Raw genomic sequence first — 20301 nt, forward strand, 5'->3', positions numbered from 1 at the left:
AAAAAAAATTATAGATGATTTTGTAAAGTTTTTTTGCAAAATTGTCCATTTTATTATAAAATAGATAGAGACGTATAGTATATCTATACTATTTTTTAGGAGGAAGTCAGTTAAATGGATAATATAACAAATGAAGAATTTATGGAACAAGTAGAAGAAAGTATGGTAAAGATTTACCCAAAAGATATTGTAAAGGGTACAATTATTAATGTTAAAGAGGATGAAGTTTTTGTTGACATTAAATACCGTTATGATGGAATTGTAAAAAAAGACGAAATGTCTGAAGAAGAAGCAGCAGATCCATTAAAATCATTTTCAGTTGGTGATGAAATTGATGTATATGTAATCAAGTTAGATGATGGTGAAGGAAATGTATCATTATCAACAATCAGAGTTGAAGGATTAAAAAACTGGAAAAAATTATTAGAAGTGTTTGAAAATGGTGAAGTAGTAAAAGCTTCAGTAAAAGGTTCAAATGCAGGTGGATTAGTTGTTAAAGTTATGGGAATAAATGGTTTTATTCCTGCATCACAAATCACTACTTATTTTGTAAAAAACTTTACTCAATATGAAGGACAAGACTTAGATGCAAGAATTTTAAGTATCGATGAAAAGAAAAAGAGAGTTGTATTATCAAGTCGTGTATTGCAAGAAGAAAAATTAGATACAGTATGGGAAAAATTAATTCCTGATGCAATTGTAACTGGTAAAGTAGTTCGTATGGTTGACTTTGGTGCATTTATTGATTTAGGTGGAGTTGACGGATTAGTTCATGTTTCAGATATTTCTTGGGATAGAGTAACTAAACCATCAGAAGTTTTAGAAGTTGGGCAAGAAGTTGAAGTTAAAATCTTAAAGGCTAATAGAGAAAAAGGTAGAGTATCATTAGGAATCAAACAATTAACAGAAAAACCTTTTGATTTATTTATTAAAAATCACAAAGCTGGTGATGTTTTAACAGGTGAAGTTGTAAACTTATTAGACTTTGGTGCTTTCTTAAAATTAGAAGAAGGTGTAGAAGGTTTAGTTCACGTTTCTCAAATAAGTAATGAACATGTTGAAAAGCCATCTGATGTATTAAATATTGGGGATAAATTAGAAGTTAAAATATTAGAAATTGATACAGAAAATCAAAGAATTTCTTTAAGTAAAAGAGCTTTAATGGAACCAAAACAAACTGTAAAAAAAGAAAATAAAGAAGTTTCTGAAAAAACAAACAGTAAACCAAAAAATGAATCAAAGAAAACAGTAAAATCTGAAGAACCAAAAGAAGATAACTCATTTGGATCAAATTTAGGTGATTTACTTGATAATTTGAATTTAGAAGACTAAGATTTTTTGCAAGAGGGATAATATCCCTCTTTTTTTATTTAAGGAGATATGATGAATAAAATTATAAAGAATAGATTTAGTGCGTATTTACTAGCTATTTTATGTATGTTTTTGTGGGGATCAGCATTTCCTACTATTAAAACTACTTATAAAATATTAAATATTGGAGCAAATGATTATTTTTCAATGATATATGTTGCGGGATTAAGATTTTTCCTAGCTGGATTAATTGTTCTTATTTTAATGTCATTTTTTGATAGAAAGAATATGGTACAGTTAAAGACAAACTTTTTATTTTTATTAAAAATTGGTTTAATTGTAATTTCATTTGGATATTTATTTTTTTATATTGGAACAGGAAATACATCAGGAATGAAGTCATCTTTATTAACATCTTCATCAACTTTTTTAGTTGTAATATTATCACATTACTTATTAAATGATGAAGACTTTAATAAATTTAAGCTTTTAGCAATTATATTAGGAATTTCAGGAGTTATTTTCTCCAATATTAACAAAGAATTTAATTTTAGCTTTACATTCTTAGGAGAAGGATTTTTAGTTATTAACGCATTATTAAGCTCATATGGAACAATATTTGTTAAAAAATATGGCAAAAATATTTCGCCATTTGCTACAGCTTCAGGTCAATTTTTATATGGTTCAATATTATTAATTATTGTTGGATACTTTGGCCATGAAAAAGCTCTTCATTTTAATTATCAAGCTATTGCATTGATTTTATATGGTGGAATAATTTCTTCAGTTGCATTCACACTGTGGTATTTTATTTTAAGAGAATATAAAGCAAGTGAAATATCATTTTTAAGACTTTTTATTCCATTTTTTGGCACTGCATTGAGTGCATTAATTTTAGGAGAAAAATTAAATTTAGGAATACTTATTGGGTTAATTTTAGTTATTTTTGGTATAATAATTATAAATAAATCTACTGAATTAAATAAATTAACTACAGGTGAAAAATGAAAAATATAGATATAAATAAATTAACTCCAATGATGCAACAATACATGAATATTAAGCTTAAAAACATGGATAAAATTCTTTTTTATAGACTAGGAGATTTTTATGAAATGTTTTTTGATGATGCAATAATTGCGGCAAAAGAATTGGAATTAGTTTTAACAGGTAGAGATTGTGGTTTAGATGAAAAAGCTCCAATGTGTGGAGTGCCTTATCATGCTGCAAATTCATATATAAACAGATTGGTTGATAAAGGCTATAAGATTGCAATTGTAGAACAGGTTGAGGATCCTAGTCAAGCTAAAGGGATCGTTGATAGACAAATTGTAAAAATAATATCACCAGGCACTTTACTAGATTTAGAAGGTAAAGAAAATTATAATAATTTTATTGCTAGTATATTTTTTAAAGACAATTCTGTAGGAATATCTTACATGGACATTACTACTGGAGAATTTAATACTACTGAAATTCTTAACAAAGAAAATATAGAAAGATATATAATTGACTTTATTTCAAAAGTAAATCCAAGAGAAATTATTTTAAACGAACAAATCAAATTTAAGTCTTTTAATGACTTTATTGAAAATAATAATATTTATATATCATATATAGAGTATAAAGAGTTAAATTTAAGACATATAATTAGTTATATAAATTCTAAAGTTAAAAATTTCAGTAATAAATTATTCAAAAATAAGATATTTACACTTATATCATCGTATATACTATTGGATTATATATATTTATATCATGATAAAGAATTATCTCATATTAATAATCTAAATTATATTAATTATACAAATTTTCTGATGATTGATGCTAATACAAGAGATAATCTTGAAATTCATAAAAATTTAAATGATGGTACTAGAAAAAATTCTTTACTTAATATTATTGATTTTGCAAGTACTCCAATGGGATCTAGAAAAATTAATTCTTGGTTAGAATTTCCATTGATAAATAAAAATGATATAAATTATAGATTGGATATTGTTAATTACCTTGTAAGTAATTTTCAAAAATCAACTGAATTAGAAAATATACTTAAAGATATATATGATTTAGAAAGAATTTTAAGTAAAATAGCATATCAAAATGCAAATACTAAAGATTTATTGATATTAAAAAGATCTTTAGAGAAATTACCTAATTTAAAGCATTTCTTGATAAATTCTGATTTTGTTGAATTTACTAATTTATCTCAAAACTTTGATGATTTAGTTGATATTTACGATCTAATTAATAAATCAATAAAAGAAGATGCACCAATTCAAATTACTGAAGGTGGGATAATAAAAGACGGATATAATGAATATTTAGATTCAATTAAGAAAAATTCTATTATTGGTGAAAAAAAATTACTAGAGTATGAAATATCAGAAAGAGAAAGAACCGGTATAAATAAACTTAAGGTTTCATATAACAAAAATATTGGATATTTTATAGAATTAACAAAGTCAAATATTGATAAAGCACCATCAAATTATATAAGAAGACAGACGTTGAAAAATGCTGAAAGATATATCACAAATGAACTTAATGATATATCGGATATGATATTAGAGGGACAAACAGATACTATTAATTTGGAATATAAGCTATTTACTGAAATAAGGGATTATATTTCAAATAATTCCACAAGAATTAAAAATGTAACTGAATTAATTTCCGTAATTGATGCATTAAATTCATTTGCTCAAATATCAGTTAAAAACAATTATTGTAGACCAATATTTAATGATGAAAATTATATCTATATAAAAGATGGTAGACATCCAGTTATTGAACAAAATTTAGGATTTGAAAATTTTATTTCTAATGATACTTTAATTGGAAAAAAGAATAAAACAGTACAAATCATAACTGGACCAAATATGGCTGGTAAATCAACATATATGAGACAGACTGCATTAATTTTGATTCTAGCACAAATAGGATGTTTTGTACCAGCATCAGCATGTGATATTTCTATTTCAGATGCAATATTTACAAGGATAGGTGCATCAGATAATCTGTCAAAAGGTGATTCAACATTTATGGTAGAAATGAAAGAAATGTCAAATATAATAAAAAATGCAACAAAGAATAGTTTTGTTATATTAGATGAAGTCGGTAGGGGAACAAGTACAAATGATGGGTTTAGCATTGCAAAATCAATATTAGAATATATTGTTAAAAATATTAATTGTAAAACATTATTTGCAACACATTACCATGAATTAACAGATTTAGAGGATGAATATACTAGTATTGAAAATTTAAAAGTTAAAATACATGAAGAAAATAATAATATTGTATTTTTAAGAAAAATAGTTAAAGGAAAAACTGATAAATCATATGGTATAGAAGTAGCAAAATTATCTGGTTTACCTGATGAAATTTTATTTAGAGCTAATGTAATCTTAAAACAATTAGATAATGTATCAAAAGAAACACAGTTAAGTTTTAATATAGATAATAAAGAAGATAATCAAAAACAAATTGAAAGAGAAATATTTTTAAGTGAATTAAGCTCAATACAAATAGATAATGTTACACCTATTGATTCATTAAAATTATTAAATGACTTTATAGAAAAAGCTAAGGATTTATTAAATGATTAAAATATTAAGTGAAGATACAATACAAAAAATTGCTGCTGGTGAAGTAATTGAACGACCAGCTTCTATAATAAAAGAATTAGTAGAAAATTCAATTGATGCAAAATCAACAAATATAATAGTTGAAATTAAAAATGGTGGTAAATCATATATTAAAGTTTCAGATAATGGAAGTGGTATACATCGTGATGAGATAGAAACTGCTTTTTTAAGACATGCTACTTCAAAAATCAATGATTTCAATGACTTATACAATATTTTTTCCATGGGTTTTAGAGGAGAAGCATTAGCCTCAATAATTTCAGTATCTAAGCTAACAATAAGATCTAAAACATCACACGAAGATCTAGGTACAGAATTAATTTATGATAACAATAAATTAATTAAAAAAAATAATATAGGTATGAATAAAGGCACAATAATTGAAGTATTTGATCTATTTAAATATATTCCTGTAAGGCAAAAATTTTTAAGTAGTGATATTACTGAAACAAATAAAATAACGCATTTAATGTACAGTTTTGCAATTGGAAATCCAAATATATCATTTACATATATTAGAGACAATAAAGAAGTATTTAAGACTCTAAATACTCAAAATGAAAAAATAAATTTACAAATTTTATTTGGTAATGATTTTATTGACAACTATATTAAATTAAATACAAAATCTGAAAATTATAGCGTTGAAGCAATTTTATCAAATAATAAGTATTATAAAGGTAATAGAAGCATGCAGTATATTTATGTTAATGGTAGATATATTGTAAATGATTCTATAACAAATGCTATTGAATCATGTTATTATAATTTAATACCTAATGGACGTTTTCCACTATTTAAACTCGATATTAAAGTAGATCCAAAACTTATAGATATAAATATTCATCCTAATAAACAAAAAATTAAATTTACATTTGGAGATGAATTAATTGATTTATTAAAGAAAAATATAACCGAAGCATTATATGTATCTGATAAACCTAAAATTATTGAAATAAATGATGAGAAAGAAGATACTACAATTAATTTTCATAAATTAAATCAAGGAGATGGATACAAAAAGATTTTAGATTTATACAAATCTGAAAAAAATAAAAACAATGAAGAAGATTTATACACTAAAAATAGTAATATTATATCTAAAGAAACTGAAAAGACATATGTTTTTACTGATATTTCAAGCAATACTAATGATTTATTTAATAATAAATTAGTAGAAAAAAAAGATAATATTAGTAGTAATCAAGTTGAAATAGAAAATATACAAATTAAAATAGATTTAGATACTGTAGAATTTAATACAATACTTTTCAATAAATTTTTAGTTTTTAATAAGATAGATAGCAACTCAATTATTATTATAGATATTGACTACGCAAATCAAAGAATTATTTATGATAGAGAAAATAAGAATAACAGTAAATTATCACAAAATTTACTTGAACCAATTGTCTTAAATCTTACTAAAAAGGAAATAGATACATTTGAATTTTATTATGACAAATTCAAAGAATTAGGTTATGATGTTGATTTATTTAGTGATAATAGTGTTATAATACGATCTATTCCTTATTACTTAGATATTCCATCAACTAAGTCTGACTTTATGAATATTTTAGATACTACAAATAATTTTGATGATAAAAAAGAAAATCATATACTAAAAAAGGCAATTTCTTTAGCATCACATAAATCTAAAAATTTGACAAAAATAGAAGCTAATTTGATGTATAAAGAACTATTGAATACAACTAACCCAAATACGTCACCTTCTGGTAAAGTAATTATATATGAATTAGACTATGATAATTTTTTAAGGATGTTAAAATAAATGAAAAAAGTTATTATAATAGCTGGACCAACAGCTGTCGGAAAAACAAATTTAAGTATAAATCTTGCTAAAAAACTGAATACAGAAATAATATCTGCTGACTCTATGCAAATATATAAAAAATTAGATATAGGTACAGCAAAGGTAACAAAGGAAGAAATGAATGGTATAAAACATTATATGATTGATATAATTAATCCTGATGATAATTATTCCGTACAGCAATTTAAAAATGATGCATTAGATATAATTAATAAATTACATGATGCAAATAAAATACCCATAATTGTTGGAGGCACAGGATTATATATTGATTCATTGACCCATGATTTTGACTTTGTAAATGTTAAACCAAATTATGATTTACGTAATAAATTAGAAAATACATATGATAAAAATCCTGAAATATTATTAGATCAAGTACATCAAATTAGTGAGAAATATACAAATCTTACAATTAAAGATAAAAAGAAAATAATCAGAGCTATTGAGGTATATCAAGAATCTGGTAAAATATTAAGTTATGATAGAAAACAAAACTCTACAGATATAAAATATTATCTTTATGTATTAAATGATGATAGAGAAGATTTATATAAAAGGATTAATTCTAGAGTAGATAAAATGATAGAAAAAGGATTAATAGAAGAAGTAAAATCTTTACTATTTAATGGATTAAAACCAAATTCTCAATCAATGAAGGCAATAGGGTATAAGGAAGTATTACTTTATTTAAATGGTGAATATACGTTAAAATTTATGATTGAAAAGTTAAAACAAAATTCAAGACATTATGCTAAAAGACAACTTACATGGTTTAGAAGAAATGAGTTAAGTAATTGGATTGATATTAAAGAAAAAAATACAGATGATATTGTTGACTACATTATTAAAGATGTTTTATAAAAGAGCTTCAAAATATGATTTTATATATCATATTTTGAAGCTCTTATTATTTTATAGTACATAAGTTTAGTGAATTTGGAATAATATTAAATTCTACTTCATTACAATTATATAAATTTCCATCTATTTCTCCAATTATAATAGAATTATCTTTTGAAGTAATTTTCCCAGAAATTACTTTATAACTGTTACTTACAGGATTATTAACATGATTTTCATTTTTATATAATCTTAATAACTTAATTAATTTAAATGCATTTAAATAGTCAATAGTATTTACATCAATAACCCCATCATTTAATAAAGCAAAAGGGGCAGGATTAAAACCTCCGCCATAAAATCTACCATTACATATTGCTGTTAGTATTAAATTTTTACTTAGTACAATATTTTCTTTTGTATCTAAATTAAGATTTAACTCATATTTATATGATTTAATTTTATTAAAAGTAAAAATAATACCTAACATAAAAGAAAACTTACTTAAAATAGGAAATTTTTCTTTTATTTCTAAAGATTTAGCTAAAACAATACTATCATATCCAAATGAAAAAATATTTACACATAATTTATCATTTATTTTTAATAAATCTACTTTGTCTATATCTACATTATCAAGCTTATTAATAATGTATGCATAAGAATTGTTATTGTAAATATATCTTGCAAAATCATTACCTGTACCATTTGGAATAAGTAAAATACTAATTGAACTATTGCATCCAATTGCATTTACCGTCTCATTTAATGAGCCATCTCCACCAGCAATTATAATTAATGAATTATTATATTTACTTGAAAAATCAGTAGAAAATTTTGTGACAGAATCTTTATCTTGAGTTAGTTTTATTTCATATTTATTTCTGTCAAGTATATTATTTAATTTATCACTTAGTAAATTGTAAATAGTTTTATAATTTCTTCCTTTAGTACTAACAATGACTAATACTTTATTAAATTCATTTAAATTCATATACACCTCTTAATTTATATTTTACCATAAATTTGAGATCTATATAATTATTAATTAGGAATAAATAATTTAGTTCCTGGATGTATATTTGAGTTTGATAGTTTATTTAATTCTTTTATTTCATAAATAGTTTCACGAACATCTTTATCATAATTTAAATTTTTTGCAATATTCCATAGGGTATCACCATTTTTTACAATTATACTTTTTTGACTAAAAGCTTTACCTTCTACAATAACTTGTGTATTAAGTAATGTAAACATATATGTAAAAAGTACAGTTACCATAAATAATAAAACTAAGAATCTATTAAATTTTTTTCTATTTTTAATTTTGTATTTCATAATTCACCTCGCAAACATTTGTTCTATATTTAGAATAACAGAACAAATGTTCATTGTCAAATTTTTCCGAACATTTGTTTTATTTATTATTTTCTGGTATAATAAAATAAAATATAAAAGGAGTATTTATGTTAAACGACAGACAAATTAAAGTATTAAATTTTTTAATTGAATTTATTTCTACAAATCAATTTCCACCATCAGTTAGAGAAATACAAGCAAAAGTGGGGATTAAATCAACTTCTACAGTAAACAGTGATCTCAATAAATTAAATGACTTAGGATATATAAAAAAGAATAATCAAACTAGTAGATCAATTGAGATATTAAAAGATGTAAATGGGGAAAGTACTCATAAAGAAGAAACTATTGATGTACCATTATTAGGGCAAGTTGCTGCTGGCACACCAATTCTTGCAGTAGAAGATGTAGATTCATTTTTTCCAATACCTGATTACTATTCTAAATTTGGAGAATTGTTTATGCTTGAAATAAAAGGTGATTCAATGATCGAAGCAGGGATTCTCGATGGAGATAAAATTTTAGTTAAAAAGACAAATTATGGTGATCATGGTGATATAATCGTTGCATTAATTGATGATTCTGCTACATGTAAGAGATTATATAAAAAAAATAATCAGGTAATGTTGATTCCAGAAAATTCTACAATGGAACCAATTATACCTGACAACTTACAAATACTCGGTAAAGTTATTTCTTTATTTAGAGAACACATTTAATTCTCATCAATTTTTATATTGTTTAATGGATTGACATCTATTGCTCTTTTTACATTATCATCTGCCACATGGGTGTATATCTGTGTGGTAGCTATTGATGTATGTCCTAATACTTTTTGTAAAGTTCTTATATCAACTCCTTCACGATACATAAGTGTAGCAGCAGTATGTCTCAACTTGTGTGTTGAATATCTAGTTGTGTCAAAACCAGCAATTTTTAAATGTTTTTCTATCATATGTTGTATAGCTCTATTACTCATTCTAGTTTTACGATTACTTAAAAATAGGGCAGTTTCATCTTCTATATCAGGTCTAACTTTTAAATAACTATCGATTGCATATTTACATGCTTTAGTCATATAAACATGACGTTCTTTATTACCTTTACCAATAACAGAAAACTCTGTGCCTTTTATGCTATTAACATTCATACTTGATAATTCAGATAATCTTAAACCAGTTGTTAAAAATACTAAAACAATGGCAAAATCTCTTAATCTCATAAATAAATTTTTTTCTTGAGCAATTGAATTCAATAAAACTTTAGATTCATCAAGTGTTAAATACACAGGATTTCTCTTTTTCATTTTTGGTGTTTCTAATTCTAAAGTTGGATTTTCATCAAGAGTTTTTGATACTTGAGTTAGATATTTATAAAAAGTACGTAAACTTGAAATTTTTCTAGCTCTTGTTGTTGAGCTATTGTCACGTTCATTATCCCTATATGATATATAACTATGTAAATCTATAATTGTTATACCTTTTAGATAAACCTCTCTTAATCTACTTATATCAATATCTTCAATTTTAGTGTCTTTTTCAAAATCTAACAATCTAAGCCTATAAGTCATGAATTTTAAATATAATCTAATATCATAAAAATATTCATGTACAGTGTTAGGGGATAGTCCTTTAATCGTTTTTAAATAATTAATAAAATCTGTTACGAAAACAGGTACATCATCATTATACATATATTCTCCTTGTGTATTTATATTATATCATATGTTATAATATATAGTATATTAATAAACAGGAGAACATATGACATCAATTATAAATCAAATAATAAATTTCTTAAAAACAAATATTTCTTCAGAGTTTTCTATTGCAATTATCTCAATGATACCAATAGTTGAATTAAGAGGAGCAATACCTTTAGGAATAGGATTAGGCATGCCATTCATGAAGTCAGTAATAATAAGTTATATAGGAAGTACAATACCAGCATTTTTTATAATATTACTAATAGGACATGTGTTTAAATTACTTAGAAATATAAAATTTATGGATAAACTTATAAATAAGATAAATGAAAAAACGCTTAAAAATAAATACAAAATTGAAAAATATGGTTATTGGGGATTGCTATTATTTGTTGGAATTCCATTACCAGGTACAGGTGTATGGACAGGTAGTTTATTATCACATTTATTAAATATGGATAAGAAAAAATCATTTATAGCAGTTGCATTAGGAAACGCTTTAGCAGGATTAATAATTGCTATTGTTTCTGGGGCTGTTTTTAAATTATTAAGCTAATTCTAGATATAATAACTAAAAAAATTAAATTGGATTAAGACTAAAAATTTCGTAATTGCATAATATACTCAAATAAAAAGGTAAAGAAAGGAAACTTGTATTTATGTTTAAAAAATTTGACAAAAATACATTTCAGCTATTAAATAATCAATGGAATGTACTTGCTCTAGTTGGTAATGGATTTGATATTTCTGTTTTAAGAAAATTTAAGAAAGGAAAAATGGCTGGTAAAACTACAAGCTATACAGATTTTTATGATTATATAACCTATTTTAATCTTACAAATCATAATAATATTTTATATCAAAAAATGACAGAATCTAAAGAAGAGGGGAAGGAAAATTGGAGTGATTTTGAAGATATAATAAAAAATATTTATGAGGATAAAAATATAAATCATGAAAATTTAGAAAAATCTATTGATGAATTTCAAAAGTATTTTACAATATTTCTTAATGATTTAGTAGATTCGGATATATTATTAAAGTTAAATGAAGAAGTAATAAATAATGAATTATCTATTCAATCATTAGGAGAGTTTTTAAAGGATTTAGATTATTCTAATTTAGAAGATTTGAAATTTAAAGAAAATTTATATCATTATAATTTGTTTAATTTTGTGTTTGTGAACTTTAATTATACTTCACTATTAGATAACTATATTTATCTTGATAAATTACAATTTGACCCTCATATATATAAAACGAGAGATACAAATTTTCATTTTAAATTTAAATTAGAGAATTCTAATACTGAAACCGATTATTCAACATATATTATCTCAGATATAATTCATCCACATGGTCTTCAAGATGTTCCTAGATCGATATTATTTGGAATTGATTTAAAAGAATATAATAAAGGAGGTACTAGTACGTAGAAAAGATTTGTAAAAGGATATTGGTCACAATATGAAGCTAAGTATAAATCGTTTATAGAAAAAGCTAATTTATTTATTATATTTGGAATGTCTTTAGGTCAATCTGATTCATGGTGGATGGATGCAATATATAATGAAATAAAAGAAAGAGATGCAGAACTAATTATTTATAAGTTTGAAACATACAAAAATGATGAAGAAAAACATAAACTTATAGATGAGGTAAAAAATAAATTTATAAATGTATGTATTAGACATGAACATTCATCTGATGAAGAAAAAAACAAAGTTAAAAATAACATTCATGTAGTTATTTTTAATAAAAATGATATCTATTTTTTAGGTCTTGAAAAGAAGTAATAAATTATTTTTATCTAGTCGTCATTATAATTTATATTTTTATTATAATATTTATGGAATAAATTTGATAATAGGGATTAATATTGATATTTTTAATTGTTTAGATTGTATTTTAATTTTGTCACAAAATACTAAAAAAAACGATAATTAATTAACAATGGATATTTAAAATATGAAATTAACTTAATAAAAATAATTCACAAAAACGTGTAAGAACTAAACTGTTCTTATGCGTTTTTTTTTGTATATTATTCATAATTTAAGGTATTTCTAAAGTATCTAAATTTTTAGATATTTCATAAATATTTTAAGCTATATAAAAAATATTTTTAGTAAAAATTTAATAAACTATTGCAATACAAAAATAATGATACTTACGTGTAACATGAGTAACCTTAATAATCTAATATAGCATTGAAATTATTAAGCTGAAAATGGACGTCTGGGGGAGATCCTCGCAGTGGTAAAATCCAATGTCTTATATGCAGAAGCATTATAAGAGTTGAAGTGGTTGAAAAACTAATAATTACATTAAGTGTTCTTTTATGAGAACACACAACTTTTTTTCTTACCTTTCAAATATGTGTTCTCTAGAACACTTAATGTAATTATTAAAAATAAAGGAGTAAAAAATGACAAAAGTAATTTCTATTGCTAATCAAAAAGGTGGAGTAGGTAAAACAACTACAATTATGAATTTAGCATACAGTCTAGTTCAAAAAAATAATAAGGTTTTAATCGTTGATTTAGATAGCCAATCAAATTTAACAAATGTATGTGGTATTCTTAACCCTTACAACTTAAAGAAATCATTACCTAACTTATTTATTAAAATGATGAACGATGAGGATATTGATTTTAAAAATTCTATACTCAAAAAAAGATAGTTATGATTATATTTTAATAGATACAGCACCATCTTTATCAAGCTTGACTATAAATGCACTGGTTTCAAGCGATTATATTATAATTCCAGTAAATTTAGAATTATTTGCTCTAATGGGATTAAATGATTTTTTAAAAACTGTAAGTAAAATTAAAAAAAGATTAAACTATAAACTTGAAATTTTGGGTGTTGTTGTAACGATGTATGATGAAAGATTAAACTTATCAAAAGCAGTAGAATTACAACTTAAAGAAATATTTAAGAATACGAAAATATTTAAAACAAAAATAAAAAAAACAGTCAAAATTGGGGAAGCAAATTATCATAACAAAGCGATTGGAGAATATCAATAAAAATCTGAAATAAGTAAAGCATATGAACAATTAGCAAAAGAGGTAATAGATGAAATTAAATAACAATTTAGTAAATTATTTATCAGATGAACAAATTGAAGAAGTACAAAATATCCAATTAGATGATTTAGAGTTTTTTGAAGATCAACCTTTTAAGATTTATGACAAGACAGAAAAATTTAAGGAGTTATTAGACAGTGTATCAGAATATGGGATTATAAACCCCCTTATTGTTACCAACTCTATAGAAAATAATAAGTTCATAATATTATCAGGTAGACATAGATATTTAGTAGCTAAAGAGTTAAATTATGAAACTGTACCTTGTATTGTTAAGTTGGATTTAAGTGAACAGGAAAAATACGCTTATGTTATAGAAACAAATGTTACATTAAGATCATTTTTAGAAATGGAATTAATGGAACAAGCAAAAACATTAAAATACAAAAACGACAAGTACAAAAAAATAAAATTTGAAGAAGAAACAAAAAATACAAGACAAAGATTAGCCAAGGAATACAATATATCATCTATTAAAGTATATAGATTAATGAAATTAAATGACTTAATAGAGGAATTTCAAATAATAGTCAATGAAAATAATATAAACATTGATTTAGCCTTATTATTAGCAAATTTAGATAAAGATAAGCAAAAATATATTCTTAAAAAATATGAATTAAAAAAAATTAAGTTTACAAAAAAAGATATTGAAAAAATCATAACAGAAGATTTATTTAATGATAAAGATTTTGAAAAAAATTTTTATAAAGATAAAAAAGATGTTTATATAAAAATTAAATTAAGCGACTATGAGATAAAAAAATTTGAAAATAAAACAAAAAAGGAAATCGAAGAATATATACATGAATTATTAGAAAATTAATTTTGTTCAAAATGAACAAAATATAGAAACAAAGAAAGGTAAGAAATGGAAAAATTCAAAAAATATAGCAAGATTGAATTTGCAAGAAATAATTTTATAAAGTTCCCTAATTGGTTACAATATCTACATGTTAGTTCAAATACAAAACTTGTGTATATGTATATTTTAGATAGATATAAATTAAGCTTAAAAAATAAATGGATTGATAAAGATGAAAATATATTTTGTTATTTTACAAGAAAAACCTTAGCAAAAAAAATAGGTATAAGTGATAGAACAGTAATTAGTTCGATTAAAGAATTAGAAGAATTAGGATTATTGATCACAATACATCAATTTAATTTACCATCGAGAATTTATCTATTAGAACCAACAGACAAATTTTTAAATGAATTAATTGTTAAGAATGAAATGGATAATATTGATGAATTAGACAATTTTATAAATGAAACACAAGAAAATTATAACGAGTGTAATAGTGAAAAAATTTCACCACTATATATTGATAGTGAAAAAAATTCACCACCGTATATTGATAGTGAAAAAATTTCACCACCATATATTGATGGTGAAAAAATTTCACCTCTTAAAGTGAAAAATTTTCACCCTAGTAAGACTAATATTAATCAGACTAATAATATATATAATTATCCTTCCTTCAATAAAGAAAAAGAAATAAAAGAAGGACAGAAAGATATATTTGATAAATTTAATTTAGAAGATATATCAGATGAAAAAGAAAAAAATGATATTTTACAAATAATAAAATATCTAAAAAGAATTAATAATAAAGGTATAACCCTAAAAGGTCTGAAATATGAAAACATTGAAAAATATATAGAAAAATTAAATTTAGAAGATATTAAAAATATAAGCACTAGATTATTAAGTGCTGAAAAAATCAAAAGTATCGATAAGTATTTATTGGCCACACTTCTTGATTATTTACAATCAAAAGAATATATGAATAATACAAAAAATGAAAGAATAAAATATAAAAAACAAAACAATAATGAGGAAAAACCTAGCCCTAATTCTTTAGCTGTAAAAGACAACAGAATGACTAAGGAAGAGCGTTTAGCATATATTGAAAAGAAACTTAAACAACGTATACCAATCAGGAAAGTAATAAAAAATTAGAGGTTCATTTATGAAAAAAAATAAATATGTAAATATTTATGATAAATACAATAATCAATTATTAGAAAAAAATGTAGAACAAGTATTTAAAAATAGACACTTTATAACTATTAAATCTAAATATAATAAGACATTTGATCTGAAAGAAGTAAAAGTAAAGAAGGTAAAATATGAGAAACGACAATCAAAATGCTAAAGAAGTAATATCAATAACATGGAAAGGGGCATTGAAAGCTTTTAGTATTATTAAAATACTTAAAAATTTTCCTTCAAATAGAAGGCAAAAAAAATATTGGAAAAATAAAGCAAAAGAAAATGAGTTTATGAAAAAAAGAGGTACTATTAGTTGGAAAGAATTTACAAAAAAATTAAGTAATTATCAAGAACTTACATATACAAATGACTATGATCATAAACTGATGAACAAATTAGCAAAAAAATTTAATATGAAAATAACAACTAAATATGATAAAGTTGAAGAAAAAGTTACAGTATTAATCGCAGGTGGAAGTCCAGAAAAAATTGATCACTTTACAAAAATATATCAAAAAGAATTTGAAAGAATTCAAAAGCAAAAAGATAAAGCTAGAGATTTCAAAGAATTTAGAAAAAACCAAAAAGCCGAAAGAGAAAAAGAGAAAGAAAAAGAAAGGACTGGAAACAGGGGAGAATACAAGAAAAAGGAAAAAGAAAAATCAAAATATCAAAGATCAAACAAAGGAGATGATTTTGAAAAAGATAAAGATATTGATAATGATGGAGTTGTAGATAGAGCTGATATTGATCCTAATAGACATGAAGTTTCAGATATGAAAGATTTGAGTATAAAAAATAAAGTAAATGTAAAAGAATTATCTGAAATTGAAAGATAATTATGTTAAAATATTATTATATAATAAATTTGTTCAAAATGAACAAAATAAGAGGGTAATATTTATGATAAGTCTTATAATCACATTGGGTATAATTTTTATAATTTTATTTAGTGCTTTTATTACATTTTTTGAAATAACTATGTTTATCACATATAATCAAAATTTTATAGCACAATACATTCAAGCACCAACGATAATTCAAATGGGTGTATATTTAATTTTAATTGTTCTTTATTTACTTATATTATTTTTAATAAAAAGAAAATGTAAAATATTATATTTAATATACACAAGTTTTATAGTATTTGGATTAACATCTTATTTAGTATATGATTCATACAAACCTAAGGATAGATTAAACTGGATAGTATTTATTCTTGCAGTAATCATATCTGGTATAATACTATATTTAATTAGATCTAAGGTAATTGTGGGATTAGCTGAAAGAATTTTTGATGATATTTTTGATAAAGATGATGATTTATGGTTTTTTGGATTATTTGAATTTTATGAATTAAACTTATATAATAAATTCATAAATAAAAAATCATCTCAAGAAAATACTTATGAAAAAACTAATCTTCCAAATATAATGGAATATATGCATGAGTGGAATAACATTGAAGATATACCTAAAATAGTAATTATAGAATCAGGTACAAATACACATTACAAATTAAGTAAATTAGAAAATAAATTTGGAAAGGAAAATCTAATTGAAGCAATAAGAAAAATAAATAAATCAAGTTTCTTAAAAGGCTATAAAACAAATTTTATAATTACGTTTGAATGGTTTTTAGAAGAAGATAATTTTGTAAAAGTGTTGTCTGGTAGATACACAGATAGAAAAAAGACATATAAAAAAGCAAATAACTCAAATTCATCAAAAGATACTGAACAATCAAAAAATAATTCATTTGAAGAAAAATATATAAACTGTTGCGAAATATTAGGAGTAGATGTTGATTGTGAAGAAACAGAGTTAAAAAGAAAGTATATGCAATTATCAAAAGTATATCACCCGGATCAAAATAAAAATAAAAATTCACAAAAAAAATTTATTGAAATTACAGAAGCATATGAATTTATAAAAGACAATCAAGAAAGATATATTAGAGATTTTGTTCAAAATGAACAGAAGTAAAAAAATCAAAAGGAGAAACCAAATGAGAAATAAAATAAGTAATATAATAAAAAAAATTCTCCTAAGTTCTAAAAAAACGAAATTAGAAAAATATTATAAAGAATGGGATTCTAAAACTCCTATTCAACTAAAAGAAGAGTTGTTTAATTATGAGGCACAAGAGAAAAATAAAACCTTAACATATATAATAAATGGTATTTTAGTTGCAAGTATTTTAGCATTTTTCACATATATATTTACTTATATACAAAATTTATTTAAAACTAATTACGCTAAAAATCCAGAGGCAACAATAATTATATTTCAAGGAGTATTATCGTTAACGATAACAATAATTATTATATTAATAATAATATTTGCTTTGATAAGGAGAGAAAGTAAAGAAAGAATAATTAAAATAAAAGCATTAAGAGATTATATGAAAGAAAAAGAAAAAGAAAGTAAAGAGGCAAAAGATGATAGAAAATAATAAAATTATTAAAATAACAATAACATTATTATATTCTATAATCTCTATTATTTATGAAATAAATCTAAATAACTTTAATAAAGAATTAGTTAATAAGTCAGCTATAGAAATTATGTTTTACAATTCAGGTAAAGCGTGGAGTTATTTAATATTTGCTATATTTTTAGTTATTATTGGAATTGTTATAGTTTATTATTTTATAAAAGAATTTATAAAAGATTTTAAAAATGATATTACAGAAGAAAAGTTACTAATTAATATTTTTACTTTAATATTTGTGATATTTTTTATATTTATAACAATAATATTAATCAACAATCCTATTTTGCAAGCAGCGTTAATAGTCTTATTTGGTGGTTCAATTGTATTAGCAAATATATAAATTTATTAAAAAAACAAGATAACAATACAGGAGAAAAAAAATGAGAAAAAATTTAGTATTATTAATAGCTTTAACACTTTTACTTACAGCATGTACAACTAAACCAAAAGAAACAGTTAAGGAAACAAAAAAAGAGATAAAGCTAGAAACTATAAAAGAAATAAAAAACGCACCATTATTAAGTAATTTTAAGGTTATTAAAAAGGATAAAAAAGAATATATTTTAGCTGATATTAAAAATGACAAGGATAAAATTAAAACACTAAAAGTTTTAGATACATTCAAGATACCATTTACAAAACAAAAAGAAAGTGTTGAATTTTTAAGAAGCTTATGGAATTTAAGATATAAAAAAGAAATAGTTGAAAAAATAGAAAAAGAAGTAAAAGCTATAAAAGATACTAAAAAAATAAAAGAGATAGCAAAAAAAGAAGAAAAGAAATCCAATGAAAGTAAAAATCTTGTAAAAGATGAAAAAGAGTTAGCACAAAAATCAGAAACACAAAAAGAAAACATTAAAATAACAAAAAAGGAAGAACCTAAAGTTACACAAAAAGAAACATCAAAACCACAAAAAACAAAACAAAAAGAAAAAGCATGGGTGGTTGACGTTGAGGCACAAGACGCAGTTTATGAAAACAAATGCGTTGTTGTAAAAGAAGCATGGACGGAAACAACTGATGAATTAATTGATTTTGATCAAATAATAAAACCTAGATGGTTTGTAAAAACTGATTTAGGTACAGAATACTTTTATTCATCAAAAGAAGCTGAAAATAGAAAAGAAGAGTTAGGAAAAAAAGGCTATTTAGGCAACTGGGGAACAGCCGAAGATGAAGTAATTATTACAAATAAAAAATACAAAACTATTAAGCATCCAGAAGAAAAATCCTGTAAAAAAGTTTTAGTCAAAGAAGGTGTAAAAGAAAAAGGTCACTGGGAGTATAGATAGTTGACATTAATACACTATATATTATATAATATATGTGAGAAGAAGACCTGTGACGGTTCTGACAGGTCGGTAAAATAAAACACTAACCGATAGAAGAAGACCTGTGACGGTTCTGACAGGTCGATAAAATAAAACACTAACCGATAGAAGAAAAAAAGGGGAGATAATTCTCTCCTTTTTTCATTAAAGAGGTAATAATGAATTACACATATAATATATATGAATTATCAACTGAATTCTATAAACATTATAATTCTGATTTTTTTCCAGAAATATTAAGAAAAAAAGAGAGACCTTATAGTGTTTTTTATTAAAATATTCTAATGAAATTATGATAGCAATACCATTTAGAACAAATATAAAACATTCAAATGGGTATATTTTTAGCACTAATTCTCATGGAGAAAATTCAGGTTTAGATTATTCTAAATTAGCTATAATAAAAAACAAAAACTATATTGGTTCATTAGCAATAGTTGATTCTAACGAATTTAAAGAATTAACAAAAAAATCAAATATAATTATAAAACAAGTCATTACATACGTTACTAATTATTGCAACCATGTTAAAGGATTAAAATTTATTAGTAAAGAAAGTTTTTTTAGAAAATATGGATATAGTACATTGAAATATTTTCATAATGAATTAGGTTTATAAAAAATAGTATAACTTTTGTTCAAAAAGAAATAAAGTATATCAAAGAGAGAAGTAAAAT

General features: G+C 23.3%; 20 protein-coding genes and 2 pseudogenes. 19 read left to right on the top strand and 3 right to left on the bottom strand.

What is annotated here, in order from left to right; genetic code table 11:
• Positions 1-114 precede the first annotated feature (114 nt).
• From rpsA to miaA, 5 genes are read left to right on the top strand one after another with little or no spacing between them, the layout of a single operon-like run.
• Positions 115-1332 (top strand): 30S ribosomal protein S1, encoded by a 1218-nt coding sequence (rpsA, locus tag ABGF48_RS07675; protein ID WP_408105751.1) that lies wholly within the window; start codon positions 115-117, stop codon positions 1330-1332.
• 51 nt (positions 1333-1383) lie between these two features.
• Positions 1384-2319: a DMT family transporter gene (locus tag ABGF48_RS07680; RefSeq protein ID WP_408105752.1), complete on the top strand. Its 936-nt coding sequence runs from the start codon at positions 1384-1386 to the stop codon at positions 2317-2319.
• On the top strand, positions 2316-4922 hold the full coding sequence (gene mutS / locus ABGF48_RS07685; RefSeq protein WP_408105753.1) for a DNA mismatch repair protein MutS: 2607 nt from the start codon (positions 2316-2318) through the stop codon (positions 4920-4922). Before ABGF48_RS07680 ends, mutS begins: the two co-directional genes overlap by 4 nt.
• Positions 4915-6753, top strand: coding sequence for a DNA mismatch repair endonuclease MutL (gene mutL / locus ABGF48_RS07690; protein WP_408105754.1), 1839 nt, complete (start codon positions 4915-4917; stop codon positions 6751-6753). Before mutS ends, mutL begins: the two co-directional genes overlap by 8 nt.
• Positions 6754-7659 carry a tRNA (adenosine(37)-N6)-dimethylallyltransferase MiaA gene (gene miaA / locus ABGF48_RS07695; protein ID WP_408105755.1) on the top strand — a complete coding sequence of 302 codons (906 nt, stop codon included), beginning with the start codon at positions 6754-6756 and terminating at the stop codon, positions 7657-7659.
• Positions 7660-7705: 46 nt separating this feature from the next.
• Here the strand turns inward: miaA and ABGF48_RS07700 are convergent, their stop codons facing one another.
• Both ABGF48_RS07700 and yneA read right to left on the bottom strand, forming a co-directional pair.
• The gene (locus ABGF48_RS07700) at positions 7706-8632 is read right to left on the bottom strand and encodes a diacylglycerol/lipid kinase family protein (RefSeq protein ID WP_408105756.1); all 927 of its coding nucleotides are present in this window, start codon (positions 8630-8632) and stop codon (positions 7706-7708) included.
• 50 nt (positions 8633-8682) lie between these two features.
• Positions 8683-8976, bottom strand: a complete 294-nt coding sequence (gene yneA / locus ABGF48_RS07705; protein WP_408105757.1) for a cell division suppressor protein YneA — start codon at positions 8974-8976, stop codon at positions 8683-8685.
• Between the two features lie 128 nt (positions 8977-9104).
• Between yneA and lexA the strand changes: the two genes are divergently transcribed.
• Positions 9105-9716: a transcriptional repressor LexA gene (lexA, locus tag ABGF48_RS07710; RefSeq protein ID WP_408105758.1), complete on the top strand. Its 612-nt coding sequence runs from the start codon at positions 9105-9107 to the stop codon at positions 9714-9716.
• Here lexA and ABGF48_RS07715 read toward each other — a convergent pair.
• Positions 9713-10690 carry a tyrosine recombinase XerC gene (locus ABGF48_RS07715; RefSeq protein WP_408105759.1) on the bottom strand — a complete coding sequence of 326 codons (978 nt, stop codon included), beginning with the start codon at positions 10688-10690 and terminating at the stop codon, positions 9713-9715. The two genes, lexA and ABGF48_RS07715, sit on opposite strands and share 4 nt — an antisense overlap.
• Positions 10691-10760: 70 nt before the next feature.
• Here ABGF48_RS07715 and ABGF48_RS07720 point away from each other — a divergent pair, with 70 nt between their 5' ends.
• The 13 genes and pseudogenes from ABGF48_RS07720 to tenpIN all read left to right on the top strand — a co-directional run.
• Complete coding sequence (locus tag ABGF48_RS07720; protein WP_408105760.1) at positions 10761-11258, top strand: COG2426 family protein; 498 nt, start codon at positions 10761-10763, stop codon at positions 11256-11258.
• 103 nt (positions 11259-11361) lie between these two features.
• Positions 11362-12138 (top strand): AbiH family protein, encoded by a 777-nt coding sequence (locus tag ABGF48_RS07725; protein ID WP_408105761.1) that lies wholly within the window; start codon positions 11362-11364, stop codon positions 12136-12138.
• Between the two features lie 87 nt (positions 12139-12225).
• Positions 12226-12498: a hypothetical protein gene (locus ABGF48_RS07730; protein ID WP_408105762.1), complete on the top strand. Its 273-nt coding sequence runs from the start codon at positions 12226-12228 to the stop codon at positions 12496-12498.
• A gap of 644 nt (positions 12499-13142) precedes the next feature.
• Positions 13143-13734: pseudogene (locus tag ABGF48_RS07735) on the top strand (ParA family protein); the annotation flags it as partial.
• Positions 13735-13786: 52 nt separating this feature from the next.
• The gene (locus ABGF48_RS07740; protein WP_408105763.1) at positions 13787-14623 is read left to right on the top strand and encodes a ParB/RepB/Spo0J family partition protein; all 837 of its coding nucleotides are present in this window, start codon (positions 13787-13789) and stop codon (positions 14621-14623) included.
• Positions 14624-14668: 45 nt separating this feature from the next.
• Complete coding sequence (locus tag ABGF48_RS07745) at positions 14669-15763, top strand: replication initiator protein A (protein ID WP_408105764.1); 1095 nt, start codon at positions 14669-14671, stop codon at positions 15761-15763.
• 10 nt (positions 15764-15773) lie between these two features.
• Complete coding sequence (locus ABGF48_RS07750; RefSeq protein ID WP_408105765.1) at positions 15774-15959, top strand: hypothetical protein; 186 nt, start codon at positions 15774-15776, stop codon at positions 15957-15959.
• A complete protein-coding gene (locus tag ABGF48_RS07755; RefSeq protein ID WP_408105766.1) occupies positions 15934-16635 on the top strand; it encodes a hypothetical protein in 702 nt (233 codons plus the stop codon). The genes ABGF48_RS07750 and ABGF48_RS07755 overlap by 26 nt, the downstream gene beginning before the upstream one ends.
• 64 nt (positions 16636-16699) lie before the next feature.
• Positions 16700-17782 (top strand): J domain-containing protein, encoded by a 1083-nt coding sequence (locus tag ABGF48_RS07760; RefSeq protein WP_408105767.1) that lies wholly within the window; start codon positions 16700-16702, stop codon positions 17780-17782.
• Entirely contained in the window at positions 17769-18251 is a 483-nt protein-coding gene (locus tag ABGF48_RS07765; RefSeq protein ID WP_408105768.1) for a hypothetical protein, read from the top strand. The genes ABGF48_RS07760 and ABGF48_RS07765 overlap by 14 nt, the downstream gene beginning before the upstream one ends.
• A complete protein-coding gene (locus ABGF48_RS07770) occupies positions 18238-18633 on the top strand; it encodes a hypothetical protein (protein ID WP_408105769.1) in 396 nt (131 codons plus the stop codon). The genes ABGF48_RS07765 and ABGF48_RS07770 overlap by 14 nt, the downstream gene beginning before the upstream one ends.
• A 40-nt stretch (positions 18634-18673) precedes the next feature.
• On the top strand, positions 18674-19585 hold the full coding sequence (locus ABGF48_RS07775; protein ID WP_408105770.1) for a hypothetical protein: 912 nt from the start codon (positions 18674-18676) through the stop codon (positions 19583-19585).
• A 313-nt stretch (positions 19586-19898) separates the two neighbouring features.
• Positions 19899-20243: pseudogene (tenpIN, locus tag ABGF48_RS07780) on the top strand (type III toxin-antitoxin system TenpIN family toxin); the annotation flags it as partial.
• Positions 20244-20301: the final 58 nt, after the last annotated feature.

It is taken from the genome of Helcococcus bovis (assembly GCF_046035835.1).
In the GTDB taxonomy this organism is placed as follows: Bacteria; Bacillota; Clostridia; order Tissierellales; family Peptoniphilaceae; genus Helcococcus; species Helcococcus bovis.